This is a genomic window from Streptomyces aureus, assembly GCF_000725495.1.
GTDB lineage: Bacteria > Actinomycetota > Actinomycetes > Streptomycetales > Streptomycetaceae > Streptomyces > Streptomyces aureus_B.
Genome location: NZ_JNZD01000018.1, coordinates 13,864 through 35,726, shown reverse-complemented (window position 1 = coordinate 35,726; position 21,863 = coordinate 13,864). Strand labels below are relative to the sequence as shown.

General features: G+C 71.8%; 19 protein-coding genes, 1 pseudogene and 1 riboswitch. Of the genes and pseudogenes, 11 read left to right on the top strand and 9 right to left on the bottom strand.

Features of this window, described 5'->3' with window-relative positions; all coding sequences use genetic code 11:
• Positions 1-86: 86 nt before the first annotated feature.
• A pseudogene (locus tag IO36_RS22125) lies at positions 87-1,252 on the bottom strand (NAD(P)-binding protein).
• Positions 1,253-1,451: 199 nt separating this feature from the next.
• Here IO36_RS22125 and IO36_RS22120 point away from each other — a divergent pair.
• On the top strand, positions 1,452-2,153 hold the full coding sequence (locus tag IO36_RS22120; protein ID WP_107065774.1) for a pentapeptide repeat-containing protein: 702 nt from the start codon (positions 1,452-1,454) through the stop codon (positions 2,151-2,153).
• 159 nt (positions 2,154-2,312) lie between these two features.
• Here IO36_RS22120 and IO36_RS22115 read toward each other — a convergent pair whose 3' ends face one another.
• Entirely contained in the window at positions 2,313-2,813 is a 501-nt protein-coding gene (locus tag IO36_RS22115) for a hypothetical protein (protein WP_037622303.1), read from the bottom strand.
• A 301-nt stretch (positions 2,814-3,114) separates the two neighbouring features.
• On the opposite strand from IO36_RS22115, the gene IO36_RS22110 reads away from it, so the two are divergent.
• The gene (locus IO36_RS22110; protein ID WP_051900809.1) at positions 3,115-4,524 is read left to right on the top strand and encodes a M1 family metallopeptidase; all 1,410 of its coding nucleotides are present in this window, start codon (positions 3,115-3,117) and stop codon (positions 4,522-4,524) included.
• Between the two features lie 73 nt (positions 4,525-4,597).
• Here IO36_RS22110 and IO36_RS22105 read toward each other — a convergent pair whose 3' ends face one another.
• The gene (locus IO36_RS22105; RefSeq protein ID WP_037622302.1) at positions 4,598-5,173 is read right to left on the bottom strand and encodes a TerD family protein; all 576 of its coding nucleotides are present in this window, start codon (positions 5,171-5,173) and stop codon (positions 4,598-4,600) included.
• Positions 5,174-5,365: 192 nt separating this feature from the next.
• On the opposite strand from IO36_RS22105, the gene arfB reads away from it, so the two are divergent.
• Entirely contained in the window at positions 5,366-5,794 is a 429-nt protein-coding gene (arfB, locus tag IO36_RS22100) for an alternative ribosome rescue aminoacyl-tRNA hydrolase ArfB (protein ID WP_037622301.1), read from the top strand.
• Positions 5,795-5,805: 11 nt separating this feature from the next.
• Here the strand turns inward: arfB and IO36_RS22095 are convergent, their stop codons facing one another.
• Entirely contained in the window at positions 5,806-6,288 is a 483-nt protein-coding gene (locus tag IO36_RS22095) for a flavin reductase family protein (protein WP_107065778.1), read from the bottom strand.
• Positions 6,289-6,798: 510 nt separating this feature from the next.
• Between IO36_RS22095 and cdgB the strand changes: the two genes are divergently transcribed.
• Together cdgB and IO36_RS22085 are read left to right on the top strand one after the other, a co-directional pair.
• On the top strand, positions 6,799-8,490 hold the full coding sequence (gene cdgB, locus IO36_RS22090) for a diguanylate cyclase CdgB (protein ID WP_037622299.1): 1,692 nt from the start codon (positions 6,799-6,801) through the stop codon (positions 8,488-8,490).
• Positions 8,491-8,606: 116 nt separating this feature from the next.
• Positions 8,607-9,575 carry a CBM35 domain-containing protein gene (locus IO36_RS22085; RefSeq protein ID WP_037622297.1) on the top strand — a complete coding sequence of 323 codons (969 nt, stop codon included), beginning with the start codon at positions 8,607-8,609 and terminating at the stop codon, positions 9,573-9,575.
• 111 nt (positions 9,576-9,686) lie between these two features.
• Here the strand turns inward: IO36_RS22085 and IO36_RS22080 are convergent, their stop codons facing one another.
• From IO36_RS22080 to IO36_RS22070, 3 genes are all read right to left on the bottom strand, one after another.
• Positions 9,687-10,616 (bottom strand): 1-phosphofructokinase family hexose kinase, encoded by a 930-nt coding sequence (locus tag IO36_RS22080; protein WP_037622296.1) that lies wholly within the window; start codon positions 10,614-10,616, stop codon positions 9,687-9,689.
• Positions 10,617-10,760: 144 nt separating this feature from the next.
• Positions 10,761-11,945 (bottom strand): N-acetylglucosamine-6-phosphate deacetylase, encoded by a 1,185-nt coding sequence (nagA, locus tag IO36_RS22075; protein WP_037622295.1) that lies wholly within the window; start codon positions 11,943-11,945, stop codon positions 10,761-10,763.
• Between the two features lie 7 nt (positions 11,946-11,952).
• A complete protein-coding gene (locus IO36_RS22070) occupies positions 11,953-12,948 on the bottom strand; it encodes an ROK family protein (protein ID WP_037622294.1) in 996 nt (331 codons plus the stop codon).
• A gap of 230 nt (positions 12,949-13,178) precedes the next feature.
• Here IO36_RS22070 and IO36_RS22065 point away from each other — a divergent pair, with 230 nt between their 5' ends.
• Complete coding sequence (locus tag IO36_RS22065) at positions 13,179-13,406, top strand: DUF3263 domain-containing protein (RefSeq protein WP_037622453.1); 228 nt, start codon at positions 13,179-13,181, stop codon at positions 13,404-13,406.
• 94 nt (positions 13,407-13,500) lie between these two features.
• Positions 13,501-14,355 carry a trehalose-phosphatase gene (gene otsB / locus IO36_RS22060; RefSeq protein ID WP_037622293.1) on the top strand — a complete coding sequence of 285 codons (855 nt, stop codon included), beginning with the start codon at positions 13,501-13,503 and terminating at the stop codon, positions 14,353-14,355.
• Between the two features lie 296 nt (positions 14,356-14,651).
• On the opposite strand, the gene IO36_RS22055 is transcribed toward otsB, so the two are convergent.
• Together IO36_RS22055 and IO36_RS22050 are read right to left on the bottom strand one after the other, a co-directional pair.
• Positions 14,652-16,109, bottom strand: coding sequence for an alpha,alpha-trehalose-phosphate synthase (UDP-forming) (locus IO36_RS22055; protein WP_037622292.1), 1,458 nt, complete (start codon positions 16,107-16,109; stop codon positions 14,652-14,654).
• A 78-nt stretch (positions 16,110-16,187) separates the two neighbouring features.
• Entirely contained in the window at positions 16,188-17,132 is a 945-nt protein-coding gene (locus IO36_RS22050; RefSeq protein ID WP_037622291.1) for a glucosyl-3-phosphoglycerate synthase, read from the bottom strand.
• 204 nt (positions 17,133-17,336) lie between these two features.
• A riboswitch (SAM riboswitch) is annotated at positions 17,337-17,493 on the top strand.
• 17 nt (positions 17,494-17,510) lie between these two features.
• On the opposite strand from IO36_RS22050, the gene thrC reads away from it, so the two are divergent.
• The 4 genes from thrC to groL all read left to right on the top strand — a co-directional run bounded on the left by thrC (position 17,511) and on the right by groL (position 21,698).
• The gene (thrC, locus tag IO36_RS22045) at positions 17,511-18,809 is read left to right on the top strand and encodes a threonine synthase (RefSeq protein WP_037622290.1); all 1,299 of its coding nucleotides are present in this window, start codon (positions 17,511-17,513) and stop codon (positions 18,807-18,809) included.
• The gene (locus tag IO36_RS22040; protein WP_037622289.1) at positions 18,806-19,081 is read left to right on the top strand and encodes a MoaD/ThiS family protein; all 276 of its coding nucleotides are present in this window, start codon (positions 18,806-18,808) and stop codon (positions 19,079-19,081) included. The genes thrC and IO36_RS22040 overlap by 4 nt, the downstream gene beginning before the upstream one ends.
• Before the next feature lie 441 nt (positions 19,082-19,522).
• The gene (locus IO36_RS22035) at positions 19,523-19,726 is read left to right on the top strand and encodes a cold-shock protein (protein WP_005315736.1); all 204 of its coding nucleotides are present in this window, start codon (positions 19,523-19,525) and stop codon (positions 19,724-19,726) included.
• A 349-nt stretch (positions 19,727-20,075) separates the two neighbouring features.
• The gene (gene groL / locus IO36_RS22030) at positions 20,076-21,698 is read left to right on the top strand and encodes a chaperonin GroEL (protein ID WP_037622287.1); all 1,623 of its coding nucleotides are present in this window, start codon (positions 20,076-20,078) and stop codon (positions 21,696-21,698) included.
• The last annotated feature ends 165 nt before the right edge of the window (positions 21,699-21,863 follow it).

Sequence of the window (21,863 nt, the reverse complement as noted above, 5' to 3'; positions counted from 1 at the left end):
GGAGGGCGGACCCGGGCCGGCCTCGTGCGGTCCGGGAGGCGGGCGCGGGCGCCCCGCGCGGGCGCCGGAGCCTCCACTGTTCAACCTCAAGCCCGCTTGAGGTCAAGGCGGTCCCGGATGCGCAGCGCCAGCGCCACGGCCTCCATCGCGCTGTTGAAGGACACCTCCGAGAGCACCCCGGGGGCCGCGACCTGGTCGCCCACGAGCTACACGCCGTCGCCCGGTCGATACGCGGACGGTCCCGCCACGTCGTGCCGGGCGGGTCGACCGCACCGGTACGGCCGTTCGCCACGCCCGTCCGCCGCCAGGTCACCCGCTCGCGCCAACCCTCGAAGGCGAGGTCGAGCAGCTCCTCGGCGCGGGCGGCCCCGTGCGCCCCGGTCTCCCCCGGGGCTATCGGGATCTGCCCCTGGAGGAGCTGCTGCCCGGCCGGGGCGAGACTCCGGTCCCGGGCGGTGAAGCGCTCGATCCAGCCCGGCGCGTCCAGGTCGCAGACGGCGAAGGCGTCCCCGCGGCGGCTGCGCAGCGCCACGTCGACCAGGGCGGTGCGGCCGCTCGGCCAGGTCAGGGAGTCGTCCTTGAGCAGACGGCGCGCGGAGTCGAGCGAGGTGGCGACGACGACCGGGCCCCGGCCCGTGGGGACGGCGTCCACCCGGGAGAGCGTCTCCATCCGCACCCCGAGGTTCCAGGCCCGCCCCGCCATCCGGTCGATGACGCTCGCCCAGCCGCCCCGGGGGCAGTGCGCCTCCGTCGGCAGCCGCATGGTCCGGCGCAGCCGCTCCTGCACGAACGCGGCCGACAGCGAACCGGGATCGTGGTGGAAGAGGGAGACGGCCGCGTGGTGGGCCGCGGCCCGCGCGCCCTCCTCCCCGGCCTGTTCCGTCGCCCAGGTCATGAAGTCGACGTCCTCGGGAGCCCGCCGGCAGGAGCGGCGCAGCAGCTTCAGCATCGCGAACGGCGGGGTGCGGCGCAGCACACCCCTGTGCCGCAGCCGCAGCCGGGCGGCCTCCAGCGGCGGGACCGGCGCGAGCGCCCCGATCAGGTCCCGCTGCGCGAGCCAGGTCCAGTGCGGGCCCGCGCTGTAGAGGGCGTGCGGGCCCTCGTTCGTCCGGTACGGGCCCTCGGCGGTCCTGGCCCGCCCGCCGAGGGTGTGGTGGGCCTCGTACACGGTGACCTCGGCGCCCGCCTCGGCGGCGGTGACGGCGGCGGTGAGTCCGGCGAAGCCGCCGCCGATGACGGTGATGCGGTGCATGGCTGGAGGTCTCCTCTGCTCGGGGTCGGCTGTCCGGCGCCCGGGGGTCCCGCGGTGCTCCGGGCTCGCCCGGCGGGAGGCGCGTCGGATTCCGGCATGTCCTCCCGTGGATACGACGGAGCGGAGGCCCGGAATGTGACATGCGGGGCGTCGCCGCAGGTGGGCGCCGGTTGTCGGTGGGGGCGGGCAGGATGGGGACATGGTGAGGAGAGCGACGGGCGGGCGCGGCGGTACGGGTGCGAAGGCGCCGGGGGTGAAGGCGGCACGGCGGCCGGAGCTGCGGCTGCCCCCGCTGGAGCCGTTCGACGGCGGGGAGCTGGAGCCCGACGGGGACTACGACGGGCTGGAGTTCCGGGAGGCCGACTTCGCCGGGCAGGACGGCGGGGGAGCCCGTTTCATGGACTGCGCGCTGACGGGGGTCGCGCTGGACGAGACGCGGCTGCACCACGCGCGCGTGCTCGACTCGGTCCTGACCGGCATCCGGGGCGTGGGCACCGATCTCGCCGAGTCGACGCTGCGTGACGTCGAACTGGTCGACGCCCGGCTCGGCGGGGTGCAGCTGCACGGCTCGGTCCTGGAGCGGGTGGTCGTGCGCGGCGGGAAGATCGACTATCTGAATCTGCGCAAGGCGCGGCTCAAGGACGTCGTCTTCGAGGGCTGTGTGCTGGTCGAGCCGGACTTCGGGGGTGCCCGTCTGGAGCGGGTGGAGTTCGTGGACTGCGTCCTGAAGGGCGCGGACCTCGCGGAGGCCACGCTCGTGGACGTGGACCTGCGCGCGGCGGCCGAACTGGACATCGCACGGGGCGTGGACCGGCTCGCGGGCGCGGTCATCAGCACGGCGCAGCTGCTCGACCTGGCACCGGTGCTGGCGGCGGCGCTCGGGGTCAGAGTGGAGGGCTGAGGTCCCCCGGCCCCGGGTCCCGGCGGGCGTCCTGACCGGGCGGCCGCCGTCCGGACACTGCGGGCCTCCCTACGTGCCGGGTGTCCGGGCCCGGCGGCCGTCAGGGCCCAGGTGCGTCCGGGCCCGGCGGCCGTCCGGGCCGTCCGGGGCCGGACCGGTCTAGGAGACCCGGGGGAAGCGGGCCTGGAGCGTCCAGATCGCCGGGTTCTCGCCGAGGTCCTCGTGCAGGTCGGTGAGGTCCGCGAGCAGGTCGTGCAGGAAGTCGCGGGCCTCGCGGCGCAGCTCGGTGTGGGAGAAGGTCAGCGGCTCCTCGTCGCCCGGCATCCAGTCGGCCTCGATGTCCACCCAGCCGAAGCGGCGCTCGAAGAGCATGCGGTCGGTCGACTCGGTGAAGTCCAGCTCGGCCTGCTGGGGGCGGGAGGCCCGGCTGCCGAGCGGGTCGCGGTCGAGCCGCTCCACGATGTCGCACAGCGCCCACGCGAAGTCGAGCACCGGCACCCAGCCCCAGCCCGTGGACACCTCACGGTCCTTCTTGGTGTCGGCGAGGTAGACGTCGCCGCAGAACAGGTCGTGCCGCAGGGCGTGGACGTCCGCGCGGCGGTAGTCGGTCTGCGGGGGGTCGGGGAAGCGGTTGGAGAGGGCGTAGCCGATGTCGAGCACGAGGTGATGGTGTCACGCCGGGCGGTGCCCGCCTCCCGGCCGGCCGCGGGCGCGACCTTCCTGCCGGACCCGGGGCAGGGACGGCAAATTCCCGGCCGGACCCGGGGAGCCGCGACGGCGGTCCCCGGCGGGACCTGGGGCCCGGGACGGCGGTCCCCGGCGGGACCTGGGGCCCGGGACGGCGGTTTCCGGCCGGACCAGGGGCGGGTGAGCGGCGGTTTCCGGTCGGACCCGGCCCCGCGGGCCCGCTCGGGATCCTTCGGCCCCGCGTGCGGGGGACGGGCCGCCTAGGATCGCGGATGTGCCCCGATCCTCCGTCACCGTCCCCTTTGCCCTGGCCCTCGTACTGACCGCCGGGCTCACCGCCTGCGGCGGGGACGCCGTGCACGGGAAACCCGGTGCGGCCGGCGTCGGCGACCCGTACTTCCCGCGGATGGGCAACGGCGGGTACGACGTCACGCACTACGGACTCACCCTGTCCTACGACCCCCGGGGCAGACGGCTGACCGGAACGGCCGAGATCACCGCGAAGGCGACGCAGGACCTCAGCGCCTTCCATCTCGACCTGCTGGGCATGCACGTCTCCGGTGTCACCGTCGAGGGCCGCGAGGCCGGATGGAGCCGGGCGGGCCAGGAGTTGACCGTGCGTCCGCACGACGAGCTCGACAAGGGGGAGACGTTCGGCGCGACGGTCCGCTACGCGGGCACCCCCCGGACGATCACCGACGCCGACGGCTCCAAGGAGGGCTGGCTGCGCACCGCCGACGGCGCCCTGGGCCTCGGGGAGCCCACGGGGTCGATGGCCTGGTTCCCCGGCGACCACCACCCCTCGGACAAGGCGTCGTACGACCTCAGGATCACTGTCCCGAAGGGCCTCCAGGCCGTCTCCAACGGGGAGTTGACGAGCGAGGAGACCAGGAACGGGCGCACCAACTTCACCTGGCACACCGCCCAGCCGATGGCGAGCTATGTGGCGACCCTCGCGATCGGCCGGTACGACGTCACCCGCTCGACGGCGAGGAACGGGCTGCCGGTCTACGTGGCGGTGGACCCGACCCAGACCGGGGCGAGCAAGAAGGTGCTGGGGAAGATCCCCGAGATCATGGACTGGGAGGAGTACAACTTCGGCCCGTACCCCTTCTCCTCCACCGGCGCGATCGTGGACCGCCCCGACGACGTGGGCTACGCCCTGGAGACCCAGACCCGTCCGGTCTTCCCCGGCGCCCCCGACACCGCGACCCTGGTGCACGAACTGGCCCACCAGTGGTTCGGCGACTCGGTCACCCCGAAGTCCTGGAAGGACATGTGGCTCAACGAGGGCTTCGCCACCTACGCCGAGTGGCTGTGGCAGGAGGACCACGGCGGCGACTCGGCCCAGGAGATCTTCGAGTCCCTCTACAAGGGCGAGTACTACGAACCGGTCGACAGCAGCGAGGTCTGGGCCTTCCCGCCCGCCGACCCGCCGAGCGCCGCGCAGATCTCCGACCCGCCGGTCTACTACCGCGGCGCGATGGTCCTCCAGAAGATCCGTCAGCTGGTGGGCGACGACACCTTCTACGACATCGTCCAGGGCTGGACCGCCGCGCACCGCCACGCGAACGCGGACACGGCCGAGTTCACCGCGTACGTCGAGAAGGCCGCGCCGGACAAGGACTTCGGCGGGATCTGGAAGGACTGGCTGTACGGAAAGGGCAAGCCCGCCAACCCGTGAGCCGCGCACGAGAGGAGCCCCCGGCGAACCGTGGTTCCGGGGGCTCTTCTCGTCAGGCGCGGGAGGGGGACCCTCAGACGTTCACGCCGAAGTCCTGGGCGATGCCGACCAGGCCCGAGGCGTAACCCTGGCCGACCGCGCGGAACTTCCACTCGGCGCCGTTGCGGTAGAGCTCGCCGAAGACCATGGCGGTCTCGGTGGCCGCGTCCTCGGAGAGGTCGTAGCGGGCGATCTCGGCGCCGCCGGCCTGGTTGATGATGCGGATGTAGGCGTTGCGGACCTGGCCGAAGTTCTGCGAGCGGTTCTCCGCGTCGTAGATGGAGACCGGGAAGACGATCTTTTCGATGTCGGCGGGGAGGCCCGCCAGGTTGACGTTGATCGCCTCGTCGTCGCCGGCACCTTCACCCGTGCGGTTGTCGCCCGTGTGGACGATGGTGCTGTCCGGGGTCTGCTTGTTGTTGAAGAAGACGAAGTGGGCGTCCGAGTAGACCTTGCCCTGGGTGTTGACCGCGATGGCCGAGGCGTCGAGGTCGAAGTCGGTGCCCGTGGTGGTGCGGACGTCCCAGCCGAGGCCCACGGTGACGGCGGTCAGGCCCGGAGCCTCCTTGGTGAGCGAGACGTTGCCACCCTTGGACAGGCTTACAGCCATTGTTGGGAGTCCCTTCCCTCGTGACGTACGGACTTCGTACCGGTGACGAAGCTACCGTCACCCCTATGAACGCCAAGGGGGGTACCCGAGGTTCCGCCGGTCTTTACCTTTTTTACCCGGACTCACCTCTTCGCCCCGCGCGACGCCGAAAAACGGGTGACGCCGACCGGCCGGGCGCGCGACCATGAACACATGTCCGGTCCCTATGTCATCCGCGGCTCCGTCTCCCTGCCCGAGGCCGAGCTCATGTGGCGTTTCTCGCGCTCGGGCGGGCCGGGCGGGCAGCACGTGAACACCAGCGACTCCCAGGTCGAGCTCCGCTTCGACCTCGCGAACACCGAGGCCCTGCCGCCCGTGTGGAAGGAACGCGCCCTCGCGAAGCTGGAGGGACGGCTCGTGGACGGCGTCGTCAGCGTCCGCTCCTCCGAGCACCGCTCCCAGTGGCGCAACCGCGAGACGGCGGCCGTGCGGCTCGCGTCCCTCCTCGCCGAGGCCACCGCCCCGCCGCCCCGGCCGCGCCGCCCCACCCGCATCCCCCGGGGCATCAACGAACGCCGGCTGCGCGAGAAGAAGGCGCGCTCCGAGACCAAGCGCGGCCGCACGGGCCGCGACTGGGGCTGACCCCGGCCGGTTCAGCCCAGCTGCCGGTAGCGGCCCTTGAAGTACGTCAGGGGCCCGCCGTCCGCGCTCGGTACCCGGGCCGTCAGGACACGGCCGATGACGAGGGTGTGGTCGCCCGCGGTGATCCGCTGCTCGGTGGCGCACTCCAGGGTGGCCAGGGCGCCGCCCACCAGGAGCGCCCCGGACGCCTCGCCGCGGACGTACGGGATGTCCTCGAACAGGAGCCGGTCGCTGATGCGGCCCTTCATCGAGAAGCGGCCGGCGATGTGGCGCTGGCTCTCCGCGAGCACGGACACGCCCCACAGCGGCTGCTCGTCCAGCAGGTCGTCCATCCGCGACCCCTCGCGCAGACCGACCAGGACGAGCGGCGGGTCCAGGGAGACGGACATGAACGCGGTCGCGGTCATCCCGACGTCCTCGCCGCGCGGCCCGTCGGCGGCCAGCGCGGGCTCGTGCGCGGTCACCAGGACCACACCCGCGGCCAGCCGGGTCATGGCGGCGCGGAACTCGTCGTTGCTCACCCCCTCAGCATGCACGGAGGGGATGGCGGGGAGGGCGGGGGAAGTCGTGAGCACGCCGAAACGCTAGTCTCCGCACCCGGGGCGCCACATCGGACCTCGGTCCGAACCGGGACCTAGGTCCCGCGGCGGAGCGGCAGGCCTTACTCTCTTCGTCCCGGACCCGTTCGACGGGCCCGGGAGCGCACAGGATCTCCACAGTCGGCGAACAATGCGTTCGGCAAACGCACGCTGAAATGCAGAAACTCCATTCAATTGCTCAGGTTCTGCTGTGACTTGAGTCACAGGGGCCATATTTTGTTGACCCTGTGTACCGAGTGGGGAGCGCGCTGTGATTCAGTGGCTGAGGCGTTACGCGGAGAAGCTACCGAGCAGTAAGGCGTGAAGGGGTCCACAGGAAGCGCCGGGCAGTCGGCACGGAACCGAAGAGCACCCAGTACGCCGAGACAACCCTGGAGTTGCTGCGAGGTCTCGAGGGGAGGGCGAATGGAGACCGAGTCGGAGCCCTACGTCCGTCTTGCGACCCTGCGGCAGCTGCACCAGGTGATGGCGGACATGAACACCGCCCGCAGCCTGGCGGACACGCTGCAGACGGTCGCCGACGGCGTGGTCACCGGGCTCGGCTACGAGCTGGCCTGCGTCAACCTCGTACGCCCCGACGGAGACCTCGTCGTCGCCCTGGCCGGGAACCCGGCCGCCGAGGCCCTCATCACCGGCCGCGTCGGCTCCCGCACCTCCTGGGAGCGCCGGCTCACCATGGGCGAGGCCTGGGGCGACCTGCGCTTCATACCCCACACCGAGGGCTGGGTCCTGGACGAGGACGACGTGCCCCAGTGGTACACGGACGGTCCCGCGCCCCGCTTCGAGGACGAGTGGCACCCCTCCGACCGCCTCTTCGCCCCGATGTACACCCCGAACGTCTCCGGCGGCGGTCACGGCGAGCTCATCGGCGTCCTGTCGGTGGACAAGCCGCGCAACGGCCGCCGGCCCGGCGCCTGGGGCCGCGAAGCCCTCCAGATGTACGCCTTCCAGGGCGCCATCGCGATCAGCAACGCCCGTCTACGCGCGAATATGCAGCGCGCCCTGGTCCGCCTGGAGCGCGAGCAGCAGGCCCTGCGCGCCAGCGAGGAGTCCTTCCGCCAGGCCTTCGAGTACGCCCCCTCCGGCATGGCGATCGCCGAGATGGGCGGCGACCAGCACGGCCGCATCCTGCGCACCAACGACGCCCTGTGCCGGCTCCTCGGCCGGCCCGCCTCCGCGATGCGCCGCTACTCCTTCTCCGACCTCGTCCACCCCGAGGACATCGGCACCCTGCTGCGGACCTCCGCCGAGGGCGGGCGGGCCGAGCTCAGGCTCGGGCGCCGCGACGGCACGTACGTCTGGGTCCATCTGCGCAACTCCGTCGTCGCGGACGCCGCCGACGGGCCCCGCTTCCTGCTCACCCACGTCGAGGACATAGAGGACCGCAAGCGCCGTGAGCTCCAGCTCGCGCACCGGGCCTCGCACGACGCGCTCACCGGCCTGCCGAACTCCGCCGAGCTGCGCTCCCGGCTCGGCGCCCGCCTCTGCCGCCGGCCGCAGTCCCTGCCGCCGGGCGCGGTGGCCTCGCTGGACGCCGCGTACGGGCACACGGACCTCGTCGGCGACTACGACGACATGGGCCACCCCGCCTACGACGGGAACGGCCACGGCTTCGACTTCCGGGCCGGCGCCGACGCGTTCGAGGCCTTCGACCACCACGTCCACACCGTCGCCCCGGAGGGCGAGACGGACGACGGCACCAAGGGGCTCGCGGTGCTCTTCTGCGACCTCGACGGCTTCAAGTCCATCAACGACCGGTTCGGGCACAACGCGGGTGACGAGGTTCTCATCGAGGTCGCCCGCCGCCTCACCCACGGGGTCCGGGACGGCGACACGGTGGCCCGACTCGGCGGTGACGAGTTCGTCGTGCTCGCCGACGGCCTCGGCCGCGCGGACGCCCAGGACCTCGCCGTACGGCTGCGGAACGCGATCATCCCGCCCATCAGGGTCGACGGGCGGGCCGTCCGCGTGGGCGCCAGCTTCGGCATCGGATGGGCCCACTGCGGAATGACGGCGGACGAGGTGTTGAAATCCGCTGACGAACGGATGTACGTGGAGAAACGTTCTCGTCCCAAACAGCACCGGCGCGCCGGATAAGACCCAGGTGGGTGGGTCGATGCGGTGAAGGCCCCCCGTTCGGCTCAGCGGGACCGGGTAGGCTCGCCATTCATTCGTGTACCGCAGAAGAACCGCACCGCTGAGGAGACCAAGGGATGACGCCCGGCAACAACGGCGCGAGCACGCCCGAGGAGGACGACCCGTTCGGCTACCTGTACGCCGACGGTCAGGCCAACGGAGCCACCCCGCCCTCCGGGGGCGGCGGCTACGGCTACCCGGGCTCGGTCAACCGGGTGCGGGCGGTCGGCGAGCGCAGGTACGGCCAGCAGGCCGCCCAGGGCTCCTACGGCCAGCAGACGGCCCCCACGGCCCCGTACGGCCAGGTGCCGCAGCAGGGCGGCCACGGCCAGCCCAACGCCCACTACGGAGCCCCTGAGACCGTTCCCGGCGGCGCGCAGACGGCGCGGACGCCGATGCCCGGCCACGGTGACGGCGGCGGGCGCGGCCGGGGCCCGAACACCAAGGGTCTGCTCATCGGCGCGATCGCCGTGGTCGCCGCGGTCGTGATCGGCATCAGCGTGGCCATGATGGGCGGCGGTGACGGCGACAAGAAGGACGACAAGGCCGACCCGACGCCCACGACCGCCCAGAGCGCGTCCCCGACCGACTCGGAGACGAAGTCCTCCGACACCCCCGCGGAGCTCCCCAAGATCGACGCGAAGGCGCTGAAGCTGGGCGACGGCGTGACGACGGCGTCCGACGTCCAGGGCGCCAAGGCGGACGGTGGGGTCTACGTCACGGGGTTCAACCACGTCGGCGCGACGATCGTCTGGAGCGTCAGCGGCATCGAGAAGGCCGGCAAGTACTCGCTGAACGTCAACTACGGAGTGCCCGGCAAGGACGCCGACGCGACCCTGACGGTCAACGGCACGGCCCAGGACCGCCCCCTCAACCTGAAGAACTTCGCCAAGGCCGCGGAGGGGGACGCCCAGAAGGGCTGGACCAACACCTGGGCGGACATCACCCTGAACAAGGGCACCAACACGATCCAGATCTCCTGCGCGGACGGCAACCAGTGCGACGCGAACTTCGACCAGTTCTGGCTCGAGTCCGGGTGGAAGTAGTCCACGGCCGGTAGACGGACGAAGAGGGGCGTCACGACGGCGGAACCGTCGTGACGCCCCTCTGACGTCTGTTCCCCCGGCGCCGGTGTGCCGGCTCCCGCGGTGACGCGGCTACGCGGCCGACGCCTCGCTCGTCACCGCCACCTGCGCCGCCAGCGCCTCGTACGTCGCGCGGTCGAACTCGCCCGCGGTCGGGGCCAGTACGGTCGCCGCGGACAGGGCGACGGCCCGTGCCAGCCGCTCCGGCCACGGCAGGTCCTCGACCAGCCCCGACAGCAGACCCGCGACCGCGGAGTCGCCGGCGCCCGTCGGATTGCCGTGGACCCGGTTCGGGGGAGCGGCCCGCCAGCGGCCCGCCGCGTTCTCCGCGAGCAGCCCCTCGGCCCCCAGGGAGGCCACGACGGTGTGGGCGCCGCGCCGGCGGACCGAGCGGGTCGCCTGGAGCGGGTCGTGGGAGCCGGTGAGTTCGGCGAGTTCCTCGGCGTTCGGCTTGACGATGTCGGGGCGGGCGGCGACTCCCCGGCGCAGCGGCTCGCCGCTGGTGTCCAGCAGCACCGGGACGGCCAGCGCCCGGGCGGTGCGCACCAGCTGGGCGTAGGCGCCCACCGGGACGCCCGGGGGCAGGCTGCCGCACAGGGCCACCGCGGAGGCGGAGCGCAGCAGATGCTCGTAGCGCTCCTGGAAGGCCGACCACTCGGCCGGGGCTATCACCGGTCCCGGTTCGTTGAGCTGGGTGGTGTCGCCGGTGGCCGTGTCGACCACGGCGATCGTGCGGCGCGTGGGTCCCTCCACCGGGACGAGCGCGTCGGCCACCCCGGGCGTCCCGGCCAGCCGGTCGCGCACGGTACGGCCGGTCGCGCCGCCGGTGAACCCGGTGACCGTCACCTCGTGTCCGAGCGCGGCCAGCACCCGGCCCACGTTCAGGCCCTTGCCGCCCGGCCGTTCGGTCACCTCGCTCACCCGGTGGGTGCCGTGCGGACGCAGCCCCCGCACGCGGTAGGTGATGTCGAGGGCGGTGTTCAGCGTGACCGTGAGGATCACCTGCGACGACCTCCCCCGAAGAAGTTCTGTGACGTGGGCGCCGCTCGGGCGCCCGCCGGTGGTTCCGGAGGCTCGATCATGCCAAACACAACGGCGGTCGGCCCAGTCCCCCGGGCCAACCGCCGTGAACAACAAAGGTGTGAATCATCCCAGTTGGGGATCGACCACCCATTCACCACCGCGCATGACGCCCTTGAGCGCGAAGTCGGCGTCGAGAACGACGAGGTCCGCGGCCTTGCCGGGCTCCAGGGAGCCGACCCGGTCGTACGCGCCCAGCAGGCGGGCGGGGTTGACCGAGAGGGCGGCCACCACGTCCTCGACGGGCAGCCGGTCGACCGTCACGGCGCGCTGGAAGGCGCGGTCGAGGGTGAGCGTGGAGCCGGCGATCGAACCGCCCTCCACCAGGCGGGCGACGCCGTCCGCGACCTCGACCTCCAGCGGGCCGAGCATGTAGCGGCCGTCGCCGAAGCCGGCCGCGTCCATCGCGTCGGTGATGAACGCGACCCGGCCGGGACCCGCGTGATGGAACGCCAGCTCCAGCGAGGCGGGGTGCAGATGCGTGCCGTCGTTGATCAGCTCGACCGTGATCCGCTCGTCCTCCAGGAGGGCGGCGATGGGGCCGGGGGTGCGGTGCCCGAGCGCGGGCATCGCGTTGAACAGGTGGGTCGCCACGGTCGCGCCCGCGTCGATGGCCGCCTTCGTCTGCTCGTACGTCGCGTCGGTGTGCCCGATCGCGGCGATCACCCCGTGTTCGGCGAGCAGGCGCACGGAGTCGAGTCCGCCCGGCAGTTCGGGGGCGAGCGTGACCATGGCGGCCCGGCCGCGCGCCGCGTCGAGGAGCTTGCGGACGTCCGCCGGGTCCGGGTCGCGCAGCAGTTCCTCGGAGTGGGCGCCCTTGCGGCACGGCGAGATGAACGGGCCCTCGAAGTGGATGCCCGCGATGTCGCCCTGCTCGGCCAGCTCGGAGAGCATCCCCGCGCGTTCGGCGAGGCCGTGCATGTCGCCGGTGACGGTCGAGGCGACCACGGTCGTGGTGCCGTGCAGCCGGTGGGTGTGGATGCCCCGCAGGACGTCCTCGGCGGTTCCCGAGGTGAAGGACGCGCCGCCGCCGCCGTGGTTGTGGAGGTCGACGAAGCCGGGGACCACCCAGTGGCCGGACAGGTCGGTCACGGGCGTGTCCGCGGGGACCGCCCCGGGGGCGCCGGCGGGCTGCGTCCCGGCGGCACCCGCGGCGGCGATCACGGGACCGTCGATGATCACGCGGCCGTCCTGCACGATCCCGGTGGGCAGTACCACCCGGGCGCCGGCGAGAACCTTGCTAGGGGCCATCGGGTGGTTACCTCCGGGGAGTCGTAGAAGTGGGGTTCAGGAGGTCCCGGGCGAGGAGCCCGGCACCGAGGCATCCGGCGGTGTCCCCGAGGGCCGCGGGGACGATGGACGGCAGTTTCTGGAACGTCACGCGCCGTTCGACCGCGGCCCGCAGGGGTGTGAACAAGGTTTCCCCGGCCTCGGCGAGCCCGCCACCGATGATCAGCGTGCGCGGGTCCAGCAGGGTGAGCGCGGTGACCAGGCCGTCGGCCAGGGCGTCGACGGCCTCCTGCCAGACGGCCAGCGCCCTCGGGTCGCCCGACTCGACGGCCTTGGCGCAGTCCGCCGCGTCCGCCCCGGGGTCGCCGGAGGCCTCGGCCCAGGCCTGGCTGACGGCCGCCGCGGAGGCGAACCGCTCCAGACAGCCGCGCTGACCGCACGGACACGGGGCCCCGCCGGGCCGTACGACGATGTGGCCGATCTCGCCCGCGAAGCCGTGCGCGCCCTCCTCGACGACGCCGTCGATGCCGATGGCGCCCGCGATGCCGGTGCCCAGCGGGACGAACAGGAAACGGTCCGCCCCGCGTCCGGCGCCGATCCGGCCCTCCGCGAGTCCGCCGGTGCGCACGTCGTGGCCGAGCGCGACGGGCACGCCGCCGAGCCGCTCGCCGAGGAGCCGGCGCAGCGGGACGTCGCGCCAGCCGAGGTTGGCGGCGTAGACCGCGACGCCGTTCCGGGCGTCCACGATGCCGGGGACGGCGACGCCGGCGGCCAGCGCGCTCGTCCCGAAGCGCTCCTCGCCGTAGGCGCGCAGTTCGGCGGCGAAGTCGAGGATCTCCTCGACGACGGCGTCGGGCCCGCGCTCACGGCCGGTCGCCCGGCGGGCCTGGTGCAGCAGCGCGGGGTGCCCGGGGGCCTCCGGCAGCGGCGCGTCGGGGCGGTCCGGGGAGGTCTCGGAGTCCACCCCGACGAGGGCGGCCTTCATCCCGGTGCCGCCCACATCGAGGGCGATGACGTGTCTCACGGGGGACAGTGTCGCCCTTCAACCACGGAAAGGTCTAGTCCACTCACGGGATAGAGGGCCTTGCGTCCCGCATTCCGGGACGGACGCGCCCGCCCCGGCCCTCCGGCTCCCGCCCCGGCGGACGCCGGCACCGGCTCTTGGCCCCTGTCCGAGCCCCCGCCCCCGGCGTCCGCCGGCACCACCAGCCCCGCCCCCGGCGGCTGTCGGTGCCGGGGACTACCGTGCTGTCCATGGAAGAGCTGCCCGCCCGCGAACGGAGCATTCTCGCCCTGGAGCGCCGCGGCTTCCCCGGTCCCGGCGCCAAGGAGCGCGCCATACGCGAACAGCTGGGCCTGGCCCCGGTCCGCTACTACCAGCTGCTCAACGCGCTGCTGAACGACCCGCGCGCGCTGGCGCACGACCCCGTCACGGTGAACCGGCTCCGCCGGGTGCGGGAGGCCCGCCGGGAGGGGCGGTGAGCCCGGGCGGCGGGATCCGGGCATTCCGGCCGCGGGGACGCCCGCGGGGCATGAGTCGCGGGTGCGGCCGCGCCCGCCCGGATAGGGTCGCCCCATGGGCAGCCACCCCGAATCCAAGGACTCCTTGCCGGCCCCGGTGACCCCCGCCGGACGCGACGCTCTGGAAGCGATCCTCGCGCGCCCGGCCCGGACGGTCGTCGCACTCGACTTCGACGGAACCCTCGCCCCCATCGTCCCCGACCCCGACCGCGCCCGCGCGCACCCCGACGCGGTCCCCGCACTCGCGGCGCTCGCCCCCGAGGTCGCCTCCGTCGCCGTGGTCACCGGACGCCCCGCCGGTGTGGCCGTGCGCCACGGCGGCTTCGCGGGCGTGCCCGGACTGGAGCACCTCGTCGTCCTCGGCCACTACGGCGCCGAGCGCTGGGACGCGGTGAGCGGTACGGTCACCGCGCCCGCCCCGCACCCCGGTGTGGCCGCCGTCCGCGCCGAACTGCCCGGCTTCCTCGACCGGATCGGTGCCTGGCAGGGGACGTGGATCGAGGAGAAGGGGCGGGCGGTCGCCGTGCACACGCGCCGCGCCGACGATCCGCAGGCCGCCTTCGAGGCGCTGCGGGAGCCGCTGGGCGAACTCGCCGCCCGGCACGGTCTGATCGTCGAGCCGGGGCGCATGGTCCTGGAGCTGCGGCCGCCGGGCATGGACAAGGGGGTCGCCCTGTCGGAGTACGTCCGGGAGACCGGTGCGGAGGCCGTTCTGTACGCCGGTGACGATCTGGGCGATCTGCCCGCCTTCGCCGCCGTCGACAAGCTGCGCTCCGACGGGGTTCCCGGGCTCCTGGTGTGCAGCGGCAGCTCCGAGGTGGCCGAGCTCGCCGAACGGGCCGACCTGGTGGTCGACGGCCCGGCGGGGGTCGTCCGCCTCTTGGCCGCCCTGGCGGCGCGCATCGCCTGACGCCGGACCGGGTGACCCGTGGGCCGGGGCGGGGGCGGGATTTTTTTCGCCCCCTCCGCCCCTACCCTTCCCGTACCTGGGGCTCCGCCCCAGACCCCGCTCCTCAAACGCCGGAGGGGCTGACCCTCAGCCACGATCTACCGGCAGCCGGGATTCGGCGCGAGGGGCCGTGGCGGTACATCGATGCCCGTCGCCACTAACGTTCAGATCTCTGTCCGACGGCGACGGGCTGATGCACCGGCACGGCCCCGACCCACCCACCGGACCCGGACCCGAGAACCGGCGTGCGCTCCTGCTCAGGACTCCAGTGCGTGCAGTTGGTCCAGGAACCATTGGGTCGGGGGGAGGGCCGTGGCCGCTGCCGTCAGGCGTTTGGTGCGTTCGGCCCGTTCGCCGGGCTGCATGACGAGGGCCTCGTGCAGCGCCCGCGCCGTGCCGGTGATGTCGTACGGGTTCACCGTGATCGCGTCCTCGCCCAGCTCCTCGTACGCGCCCGCCTCCCGGGACAGGACCAGCACGCAGCCCTCGTCGGAGACGACCGGGACCTCCTTGGCGACGAGGTTCATGCCGTCCCTGATCGGGTTGACGAGGGCGACGTCGGCCAGCCGGTAGGCGGCGAGCGAGCGCGCGAAGTCGTCCTTCACGTGCAGCACCACGGGCGTCCATCCGGGCGTCCCGTAACCGGAGTTGATCTCGTCGGCGAGACGCTGCACCTCGGCCGTGTAGTCCCGGTACACGGCGAGGTCCTGCCGGGACGGATAGGCGAAGGCCACGTGGACCACCCGCTCGCGCCACTCGGGGTGGTCGTCGAGCAGCTGCCGGTACGCCAGCAGCCCCCGCACGATGTTCTTGGACAGCTCGGTCCGGTCCACGCGCACGATCGTCCTGCGGTCCGCGCCGATCTCCTCGCGCAGCGCGGCCATCCGTTCCCCGACGTCCTCCCGGTGCGAGCGCTCGCGCAGGAACTCGGCGTCCGCGCCGAGGCCGTGCACCCCGATGCGGGTCTCGCGCACGGGCGGCCGGGCGCCGTCCAGGTGCTCGATCGCGCGGGTGCCGCCCGAGGGGGCCCTGGCGACGTAGCGGCCGGGGTCCGTCGTCTCCGCGCAGCGCTGGAAGGCATCGGCCCAGCGCCAGGTCAGGAAGGCCACCCGGTCCGCGCCGAGCATGCCCGCGAGCAGCTCCGCACGGATGTCGTCGGGGAGCATCCGGAAGTAGTCCTCCGGCGCCCAGGGGGTGTGGGAGAAGTGGCCGATGCGCAGGTCGGGGCGCAGTTCCCGGAGCATCCCGGGCACCAGGCACAGGTGGTAGTCCTGGACCAGCACCGACGCGCCGTCGGCCGCCTCCTCGGCCAGCGCCTCGGCGAAGGCCCGGTTGTAGGCGCGGTACGACTCCCACTGACGCCGGAACTCCGCGTCGAAGACCGGCTCCAGCGGGGTCTGGTAGAGCATGTGGTGGACGAACCACAGGACCGAGTTGGCGATGCCGTTGTAGGCGTCGGCGTGCACCTCGGCGTCGACGGCCAGCATGCGCACGCCGTCCTCGCCGACTCCGCGCCGCACGGCCTCGCGGTCGCCGTCGCCGAGGGCCGAGCAGACCCACAGGGCGCCCGCGTCCGGCCCGATCGCCGAGAGTCCCGAGACGAGCCCGCCGCCGCCGCGCCGGGCGTGCAGCGAGCCGTCCTCCCGTACCTCGTAGGTGACCGGGCCGCGGTTGGAGGCGACCAGAATCCTGTGGGCGCCATGCGTTGAAGCCATGCCTCGAAACCTAGCCCCGTGTCGAAACGCTCAAACGCGCCCTTCGGCCGTATGCGATCGACGGCCGTCGGCGCCCGGCTATGCGGCTTTGCGCCGCTGGTACTCGGAGATTTCGGTCATCGGGGGCCTTTCCTCGGTGTCCACGGAGTACGTGCGCGGCCGGAAACCGTCCCGGTCGCGCTCGAACTGGGTGAGGGAGGGGCGGATCAGGTGCCCGCGGGCGAGCCGCAGCTGCGCGGTGCGGTAGATCGCGGCGGCCATGCGGCCGAGCGCCTGGCCGTCCTGGTGGCGGTGCTTGCGCACTCCGACGTCGACCTGGGCGAGGGCGTCCAGGCCCACCAGGTGCAGGGCGTCGACGAGCATGCCGAGCTCGACGCCGTAGCCGACGGGGAAGGGGAGCTGTTCGAGCAGCGAGCGGCGGGCGGCGTACTCGCCGCCGAGCGGCTGGACGAAGCCCGCGAGCTGGGGCCAGTGCATGTTCAGCAGGGGGCGGGCCATGAGTTCGGTGACCCGGCCGCCCTGGCCGCCGGTGCCGGCCATCGGGCGGTCGTACATGGCCTTGACGAGGTCGACGCCGGGGTCGGTGAGCAGCGGGCCCACGATCCCGGAGACGAAGTCGGAGGAGAACTCCTTGAGGTCCGCGTCGACGAAGCAGACGATGTCCCCGCTCGTGACGAGCAGCGAACGCCACAGCACCTCGCCCTTGCCGGGCACGGCCGGGATCCGCGGCAGGATGTCGTCGCGGTGCACGACCCGCGCGCCCGCGGCGGCGGCGACGGCGGAGGTGCGGTCGCTCGAACCGGAGTCGACGACGACGATCTCGTCGACGAGGGGCACCTGCTGCATCAGGTCGTGCCGGATGATCGAGACGATCTCGCCGACCGTCTCCTCCTCGTTGAGCGCGGGCAGCACCACGCTGACCGTCGACCCGGTGACGCGTTTGGCTGCCATGAGCTTGTGGAGCGGGCGGTCGGTCGCGGACCAGGAGCGTGTGCTCAGCCAGCTTTCGACTTCTCTCAGCACCGTCTGCGGCTCCTCACTGTCTGATCTCACGCTCTCATCGGCGTGCCCGCCGCGGCCGGCGGCAGATCGATTGGCTCGTCTCGCGGTTCGGACGACTATCTCAACTGTCCTGGCCTTCGGTTACAGTCTTGAACAACGCGCATGACCATCGCATGTCCTGGATCGTCGGCGCGTATCGTGTTCAACAGTTCAACAATCAAATACCGCTCATCCAGAGGGGCAGAGGGATACGGCCCGATGAAGCCCCGGCAACCCTCCAGCCGGTCTCGTACCGATCGATGTCGATCGCGTCGCGAGGCTCCCGGCTAGGGAAGGTGCCAAATCCGTCTCACGGCGAAGTGCGTCGTGAGGAAGATGAGGAGAAAGGGCCTCGCCTCCATGGCTGCGCAGACAGTTGCAAGCACCACGAACTCCGCCGACGCGGTGGATCTCGGTCCGGCCGCGGCGCTTTCCTGCCGCGAGTGCGGACACCGCGTCCCGCTCGGCCCGCTCTTCGCCTGCGAGGAGTGTTTCGGCCCGCTGGAGATCGCCTACGACTTCTCGGCCTACGACACCGAGGAACTCCGCAAGCGCATCGAAGCGGGACCCGCGAACATCTGGCGCTACGCGCCGCTGCTGCCCGTCCCCGCGGACGTGGCGGACAAGCCGAACATCAACCCCGGCTGGACCAAGCTCGTCCAGGCCGACAACCTGGCCCGCGAGCTGGGCGTCGACGCCGGGAAGCTCTTCGTCAAGGACGACTCCGGCAACCCGACGCACTCCTTCAAGGACCGCGTCGTCGCCCAGGCCCTCGAGGCGGCCCGCGCCTTCGGCTTCACCACCCTCTCCTGCTCCTCCACCGGCAACCTCGCCGGAGCGGTGGGCGCGGCGGCGGCCCGTGCCGGCTTCCGTTCCTGCGTGTTCATCCCGCACGACCTGGAGCAGGGCAAGGTCGTCATGGCCGCTGTCTACGGCGGCGAGCTCGTCGGCATCGAGGGCAACTACGACGACGTGAACCGCTTCTGCTCCGAGCTGATCGGCGACCCGGCCGGCGAGGGCTGGGGCTTCGTCAACGTCAACCTGCGGCCCTACTACGCCGAGGGCTCCAAGACGCTGGCGTACGAGATCTGCGAGCAGCTCGGCTGGAAGCTCCCCGACCAGCTCGTCGTGCCGATCGCCTCCGGCTCCCAGCTCACGAAGATCGACAAGGGGCTCCAGGAGCTGATCAAGCTCGGGCTCGTCGAGGACAGGCCGTACAAGATCTTCGGTGCCCAGGCCGAGGGCTGCTCCCCGGTCTCCGTCGCCTACAAGGCGGGCCATGACGTCGTACGGCCGCAGAAGCCGGACACCATCGCCAAGTCGCTCGCCATCGGCAACCCGGCGGACGGTCCGTACGTGCTGGACATCGCGCGGCGCACCGGCGGCGCGGTGGAGGACGTGAACGACGGGCAGATCGTCGACGCGATCAAGCTGCTCGCGCGTACCGAGGGCATCTTCGCGGAGACCGCCGGCGGCGTGACCGTCGGCGTGACCCGCAAGCTGATCGAGAACGGTCTCCTGGACCCGACCCTGACGACGGTCGTGCTGAACACCGGCGACGGCCTCAAGACCCTGGACGCGGTGGCCTCCGACACCGGACTGACCGCGACCATCCGCCCGAACCTCGACTCCTTCCGAGAGGCTGGCCTCGCATCATGAGCGTCAACGTCCGCATCCCCACCATCCTGCGCACCTACACGGGCGGCGCCGCCGAGGTGAAGGCCGAGGGCACGACCCTCGCCGAGGTCATCACCGACCTGGAGAAGAACCACACGGGCATCGCCGCGCGCGTCCTGGACGACCAGGGCAAGCTGCGCCGCTTCGTGAACGTGTACGTCAACGACGACGACGTGCGCTTCGAGCAGGGCCTGGAGACGGCGACCCCGGACGGTGCGGGCGTCTCGATCATTCCGGCCGTCGCCGGAGGCTGATCGTTACCCTCGGTAATGCCGAACACGCTGAGTTCATCGAATTGCCCCCTCCGTGAGAGAAACGGAGGGGGCAATTCTGTAGGGTTGAACGCGCTAGAGTTGGGGAAGCCGCTTCGATTTCGATGTTGGTTTCATGCCGGACGCATATGAGTGACCGTTCGGGCGCCGACAAGAAGTAGCCAAACTGGCTCACCTTTTTGGGCATTTTATGGCATTTGCGGGGCCCGACTTGCCCCGTATTCTTGCGGGTTCTCCGTATATCAATGATCGGCCATGCCCAGAATTCTCGTCCGATTGACCTGTTGCAGAGGGCAGTTGGACAGATACATTCAGCCGCGGTCGACGCGTTCCGGCGCACACCCCCAACCGTTGGGGGGTGAGGTCTGACCCGGATCCGCGAAGTGTGGATCTGTGCAAGGGCCAGTAATAGGGGAGTTAGGCATGGCTCAGGGCACCGTCAAGTGGTTCAACGCGGAGAAGGGGTACGGCTTCATCGCGGTCGACGGTGGTGCGGACGTCTTCGTGCACTACAGCGCGATTCAGATGGACGGCTACCGCACCCTTGAAGAGGGTCAGCGAGTGGAGTTCGAGATCTCGCAGGGCCAGAAGGGTCCGCAGGCGGACATGGTCAAACTCGCCGTCTGATCGGGCGCGAACGACCACCGACTCACTCACGCACGAGGGGCCCGCATCCCACCAGGGATGCGGGCCCCTCGTGCGTTCCGGAGGGCTCGCTTCGCGAGCGCACCTTGCGCCCGCCCGTCGCCCGACCACCACCCCACAACGGGCTCGCTTCGCGAGCGCACCTTGCACTCGGAGGGGTCGAGTGCTAATCATTGGCGTTAGCACTCTCCGAGTGAGAGTGACAGAACTTGGATCGGGCCGGCGAGGTCCACGGGCCTGTGGGGCAAGGAACCACAGGGCTCGGGGGCCGTCCGTCGCGGGCGCGGGCGCGATCCGGAGCAATCCACCCCGTCCGGGAGGACCACTTCACATGGCCAAGATCATCGCGTTCGACGAGGAGGCACGGCGCGGTCTCGAGCGCGGGATGAACCAGCTCGCCGACGCCGTCAAGGTCACCCTCGGCCCCAAGGGCCGCAACGTCGTCCTCGAGAAGAAGTGGGGCGCGCCCACGATCACCAACGATGGTGTTTCCATCGCCAAGGAGATCGAGCTCGAGGACCCGTACGAGAAGATCGGCGCCGAGCTGGTCAAGGAAGTCGCCAAGAAGACGGACGACGTCGCCGGTGACGGTACGACCACCGCGACCGTCCTCGCCCAGGCGCTCGTCCGCGAGGGTCTGCGCAACGTCGCCGCCGGTGCCAACCCGATGGCCCTCAAGCGCGGTATCGAGAAGGCCGTCGAGGCCGTCTCCGGTGCCCTGCTGGAGCAGGCGAAGGATGTCGAGACCAAGGAGCAGATCGCTTCGACGGCCTCCATCTCCGCCGCCGACACCCAGATCGGCGAGCTCATCGCCGAGGCGATGGACAAGGTCGGCAAGGAAGGCGTCATCACCGTCGAGGAGTCCCAGACCTTCGGTCTGGAGCTGGAGCTCACCGAGGGTATGCGCTTCGACAAGGGCTACATCTCGGCGTACTTCGCCACCGACATGGAGCGTATGGAGGCCGTCCTCGACGACCCGTACATCCTGATCGCGAACTCCAAGATCGCGAACGTGAAGGACCTGCTCCCGCTCCTGGAGAAGGTCATGCAGTCGGGCAAGCCGCTGCTGATCATCGCCGAGGACGTCGAGGGCGAGGCCCTGTCGACCCTGGTCGTGAACAAGATCCGTGGCACCTTCAAGTCCGTCGCCGTCAAGGCCCCGGGCTTCGGTGACCGCCGCAAGGCCATGCTCGGCGACATCGCCATCCTCACGGGCGGCGAGGTCATCTCCGAGGAGGTCGGCCTCAAGCTGGAGAACGCGGGTCTGGACCTGCTGGGCCGCGCCCGCAAGGTCGTCATCACCAAGGACGAGACCACGATCGTCGACGGCTCCGGCTCCGCCGACCAGGTCGCCGGCCGTGTGAACCAGATCCGTGCCGAGATCGAGAACTCGGACTCGGACTACGACCGCGAGAAGCTCCAGGAGCGTCTGGCGAAGCTGGCCGGCGGCGTGGCCGTCATCAAGGCCGGTGCCGCCACCGAGGTCGAGCTCAAGGAGCGCAAGCACCGCATCGAGGACGCCGTTCGCAACGCGAAGGCGGCCGTCGAGGAGGGCATCGTCGCCGGTGGTGGCGTGGCCCTGCTCCAGGCTTCCTCGGTCTTCGAGAAGCTCGAGCTCTCGGGCGACGAGGCGACCGGCGCCAACGCCGTGCGTCTGGCCCTGGAGGCCCCGCTCAAGCAGATCGCCGTCAACGGTGGTCTCGAGGGTGGCGTCATCGTCGAGAAGGTGCGCAACCTTCCCGTCGGCCACGGCCTGAACGCCGCGACCGGTGAGTACGTCGACATGATCGCCGAAGGCATCATCGACCCGGCGAAGGTCACGCGTTCCGCTCTGCAGAACGCCGCCTCCATCGCCGCGCTGTTCCTCACCACCGAGGCCGTCATCGCCGACAAGCCGGAGAAGGCCGCCGCGGCCGCTCCGGGCGGCATGCCGGGCGGTGACATGGACTTCTGATCGACCCCGGTCGATCACCGTCCTGACGTTCCGAGGGCGGCACCTTCCCCCAGGGGAGGGTGCCGCCCTCGGGCGTTTCCCGCTCCGGTCCGGCGCGGCCGGAGGGCGCGCGGGATACCGAGGGTGGCCCGGATCACAGGGGCTCGGGCGCGGGCGGCGGAATGC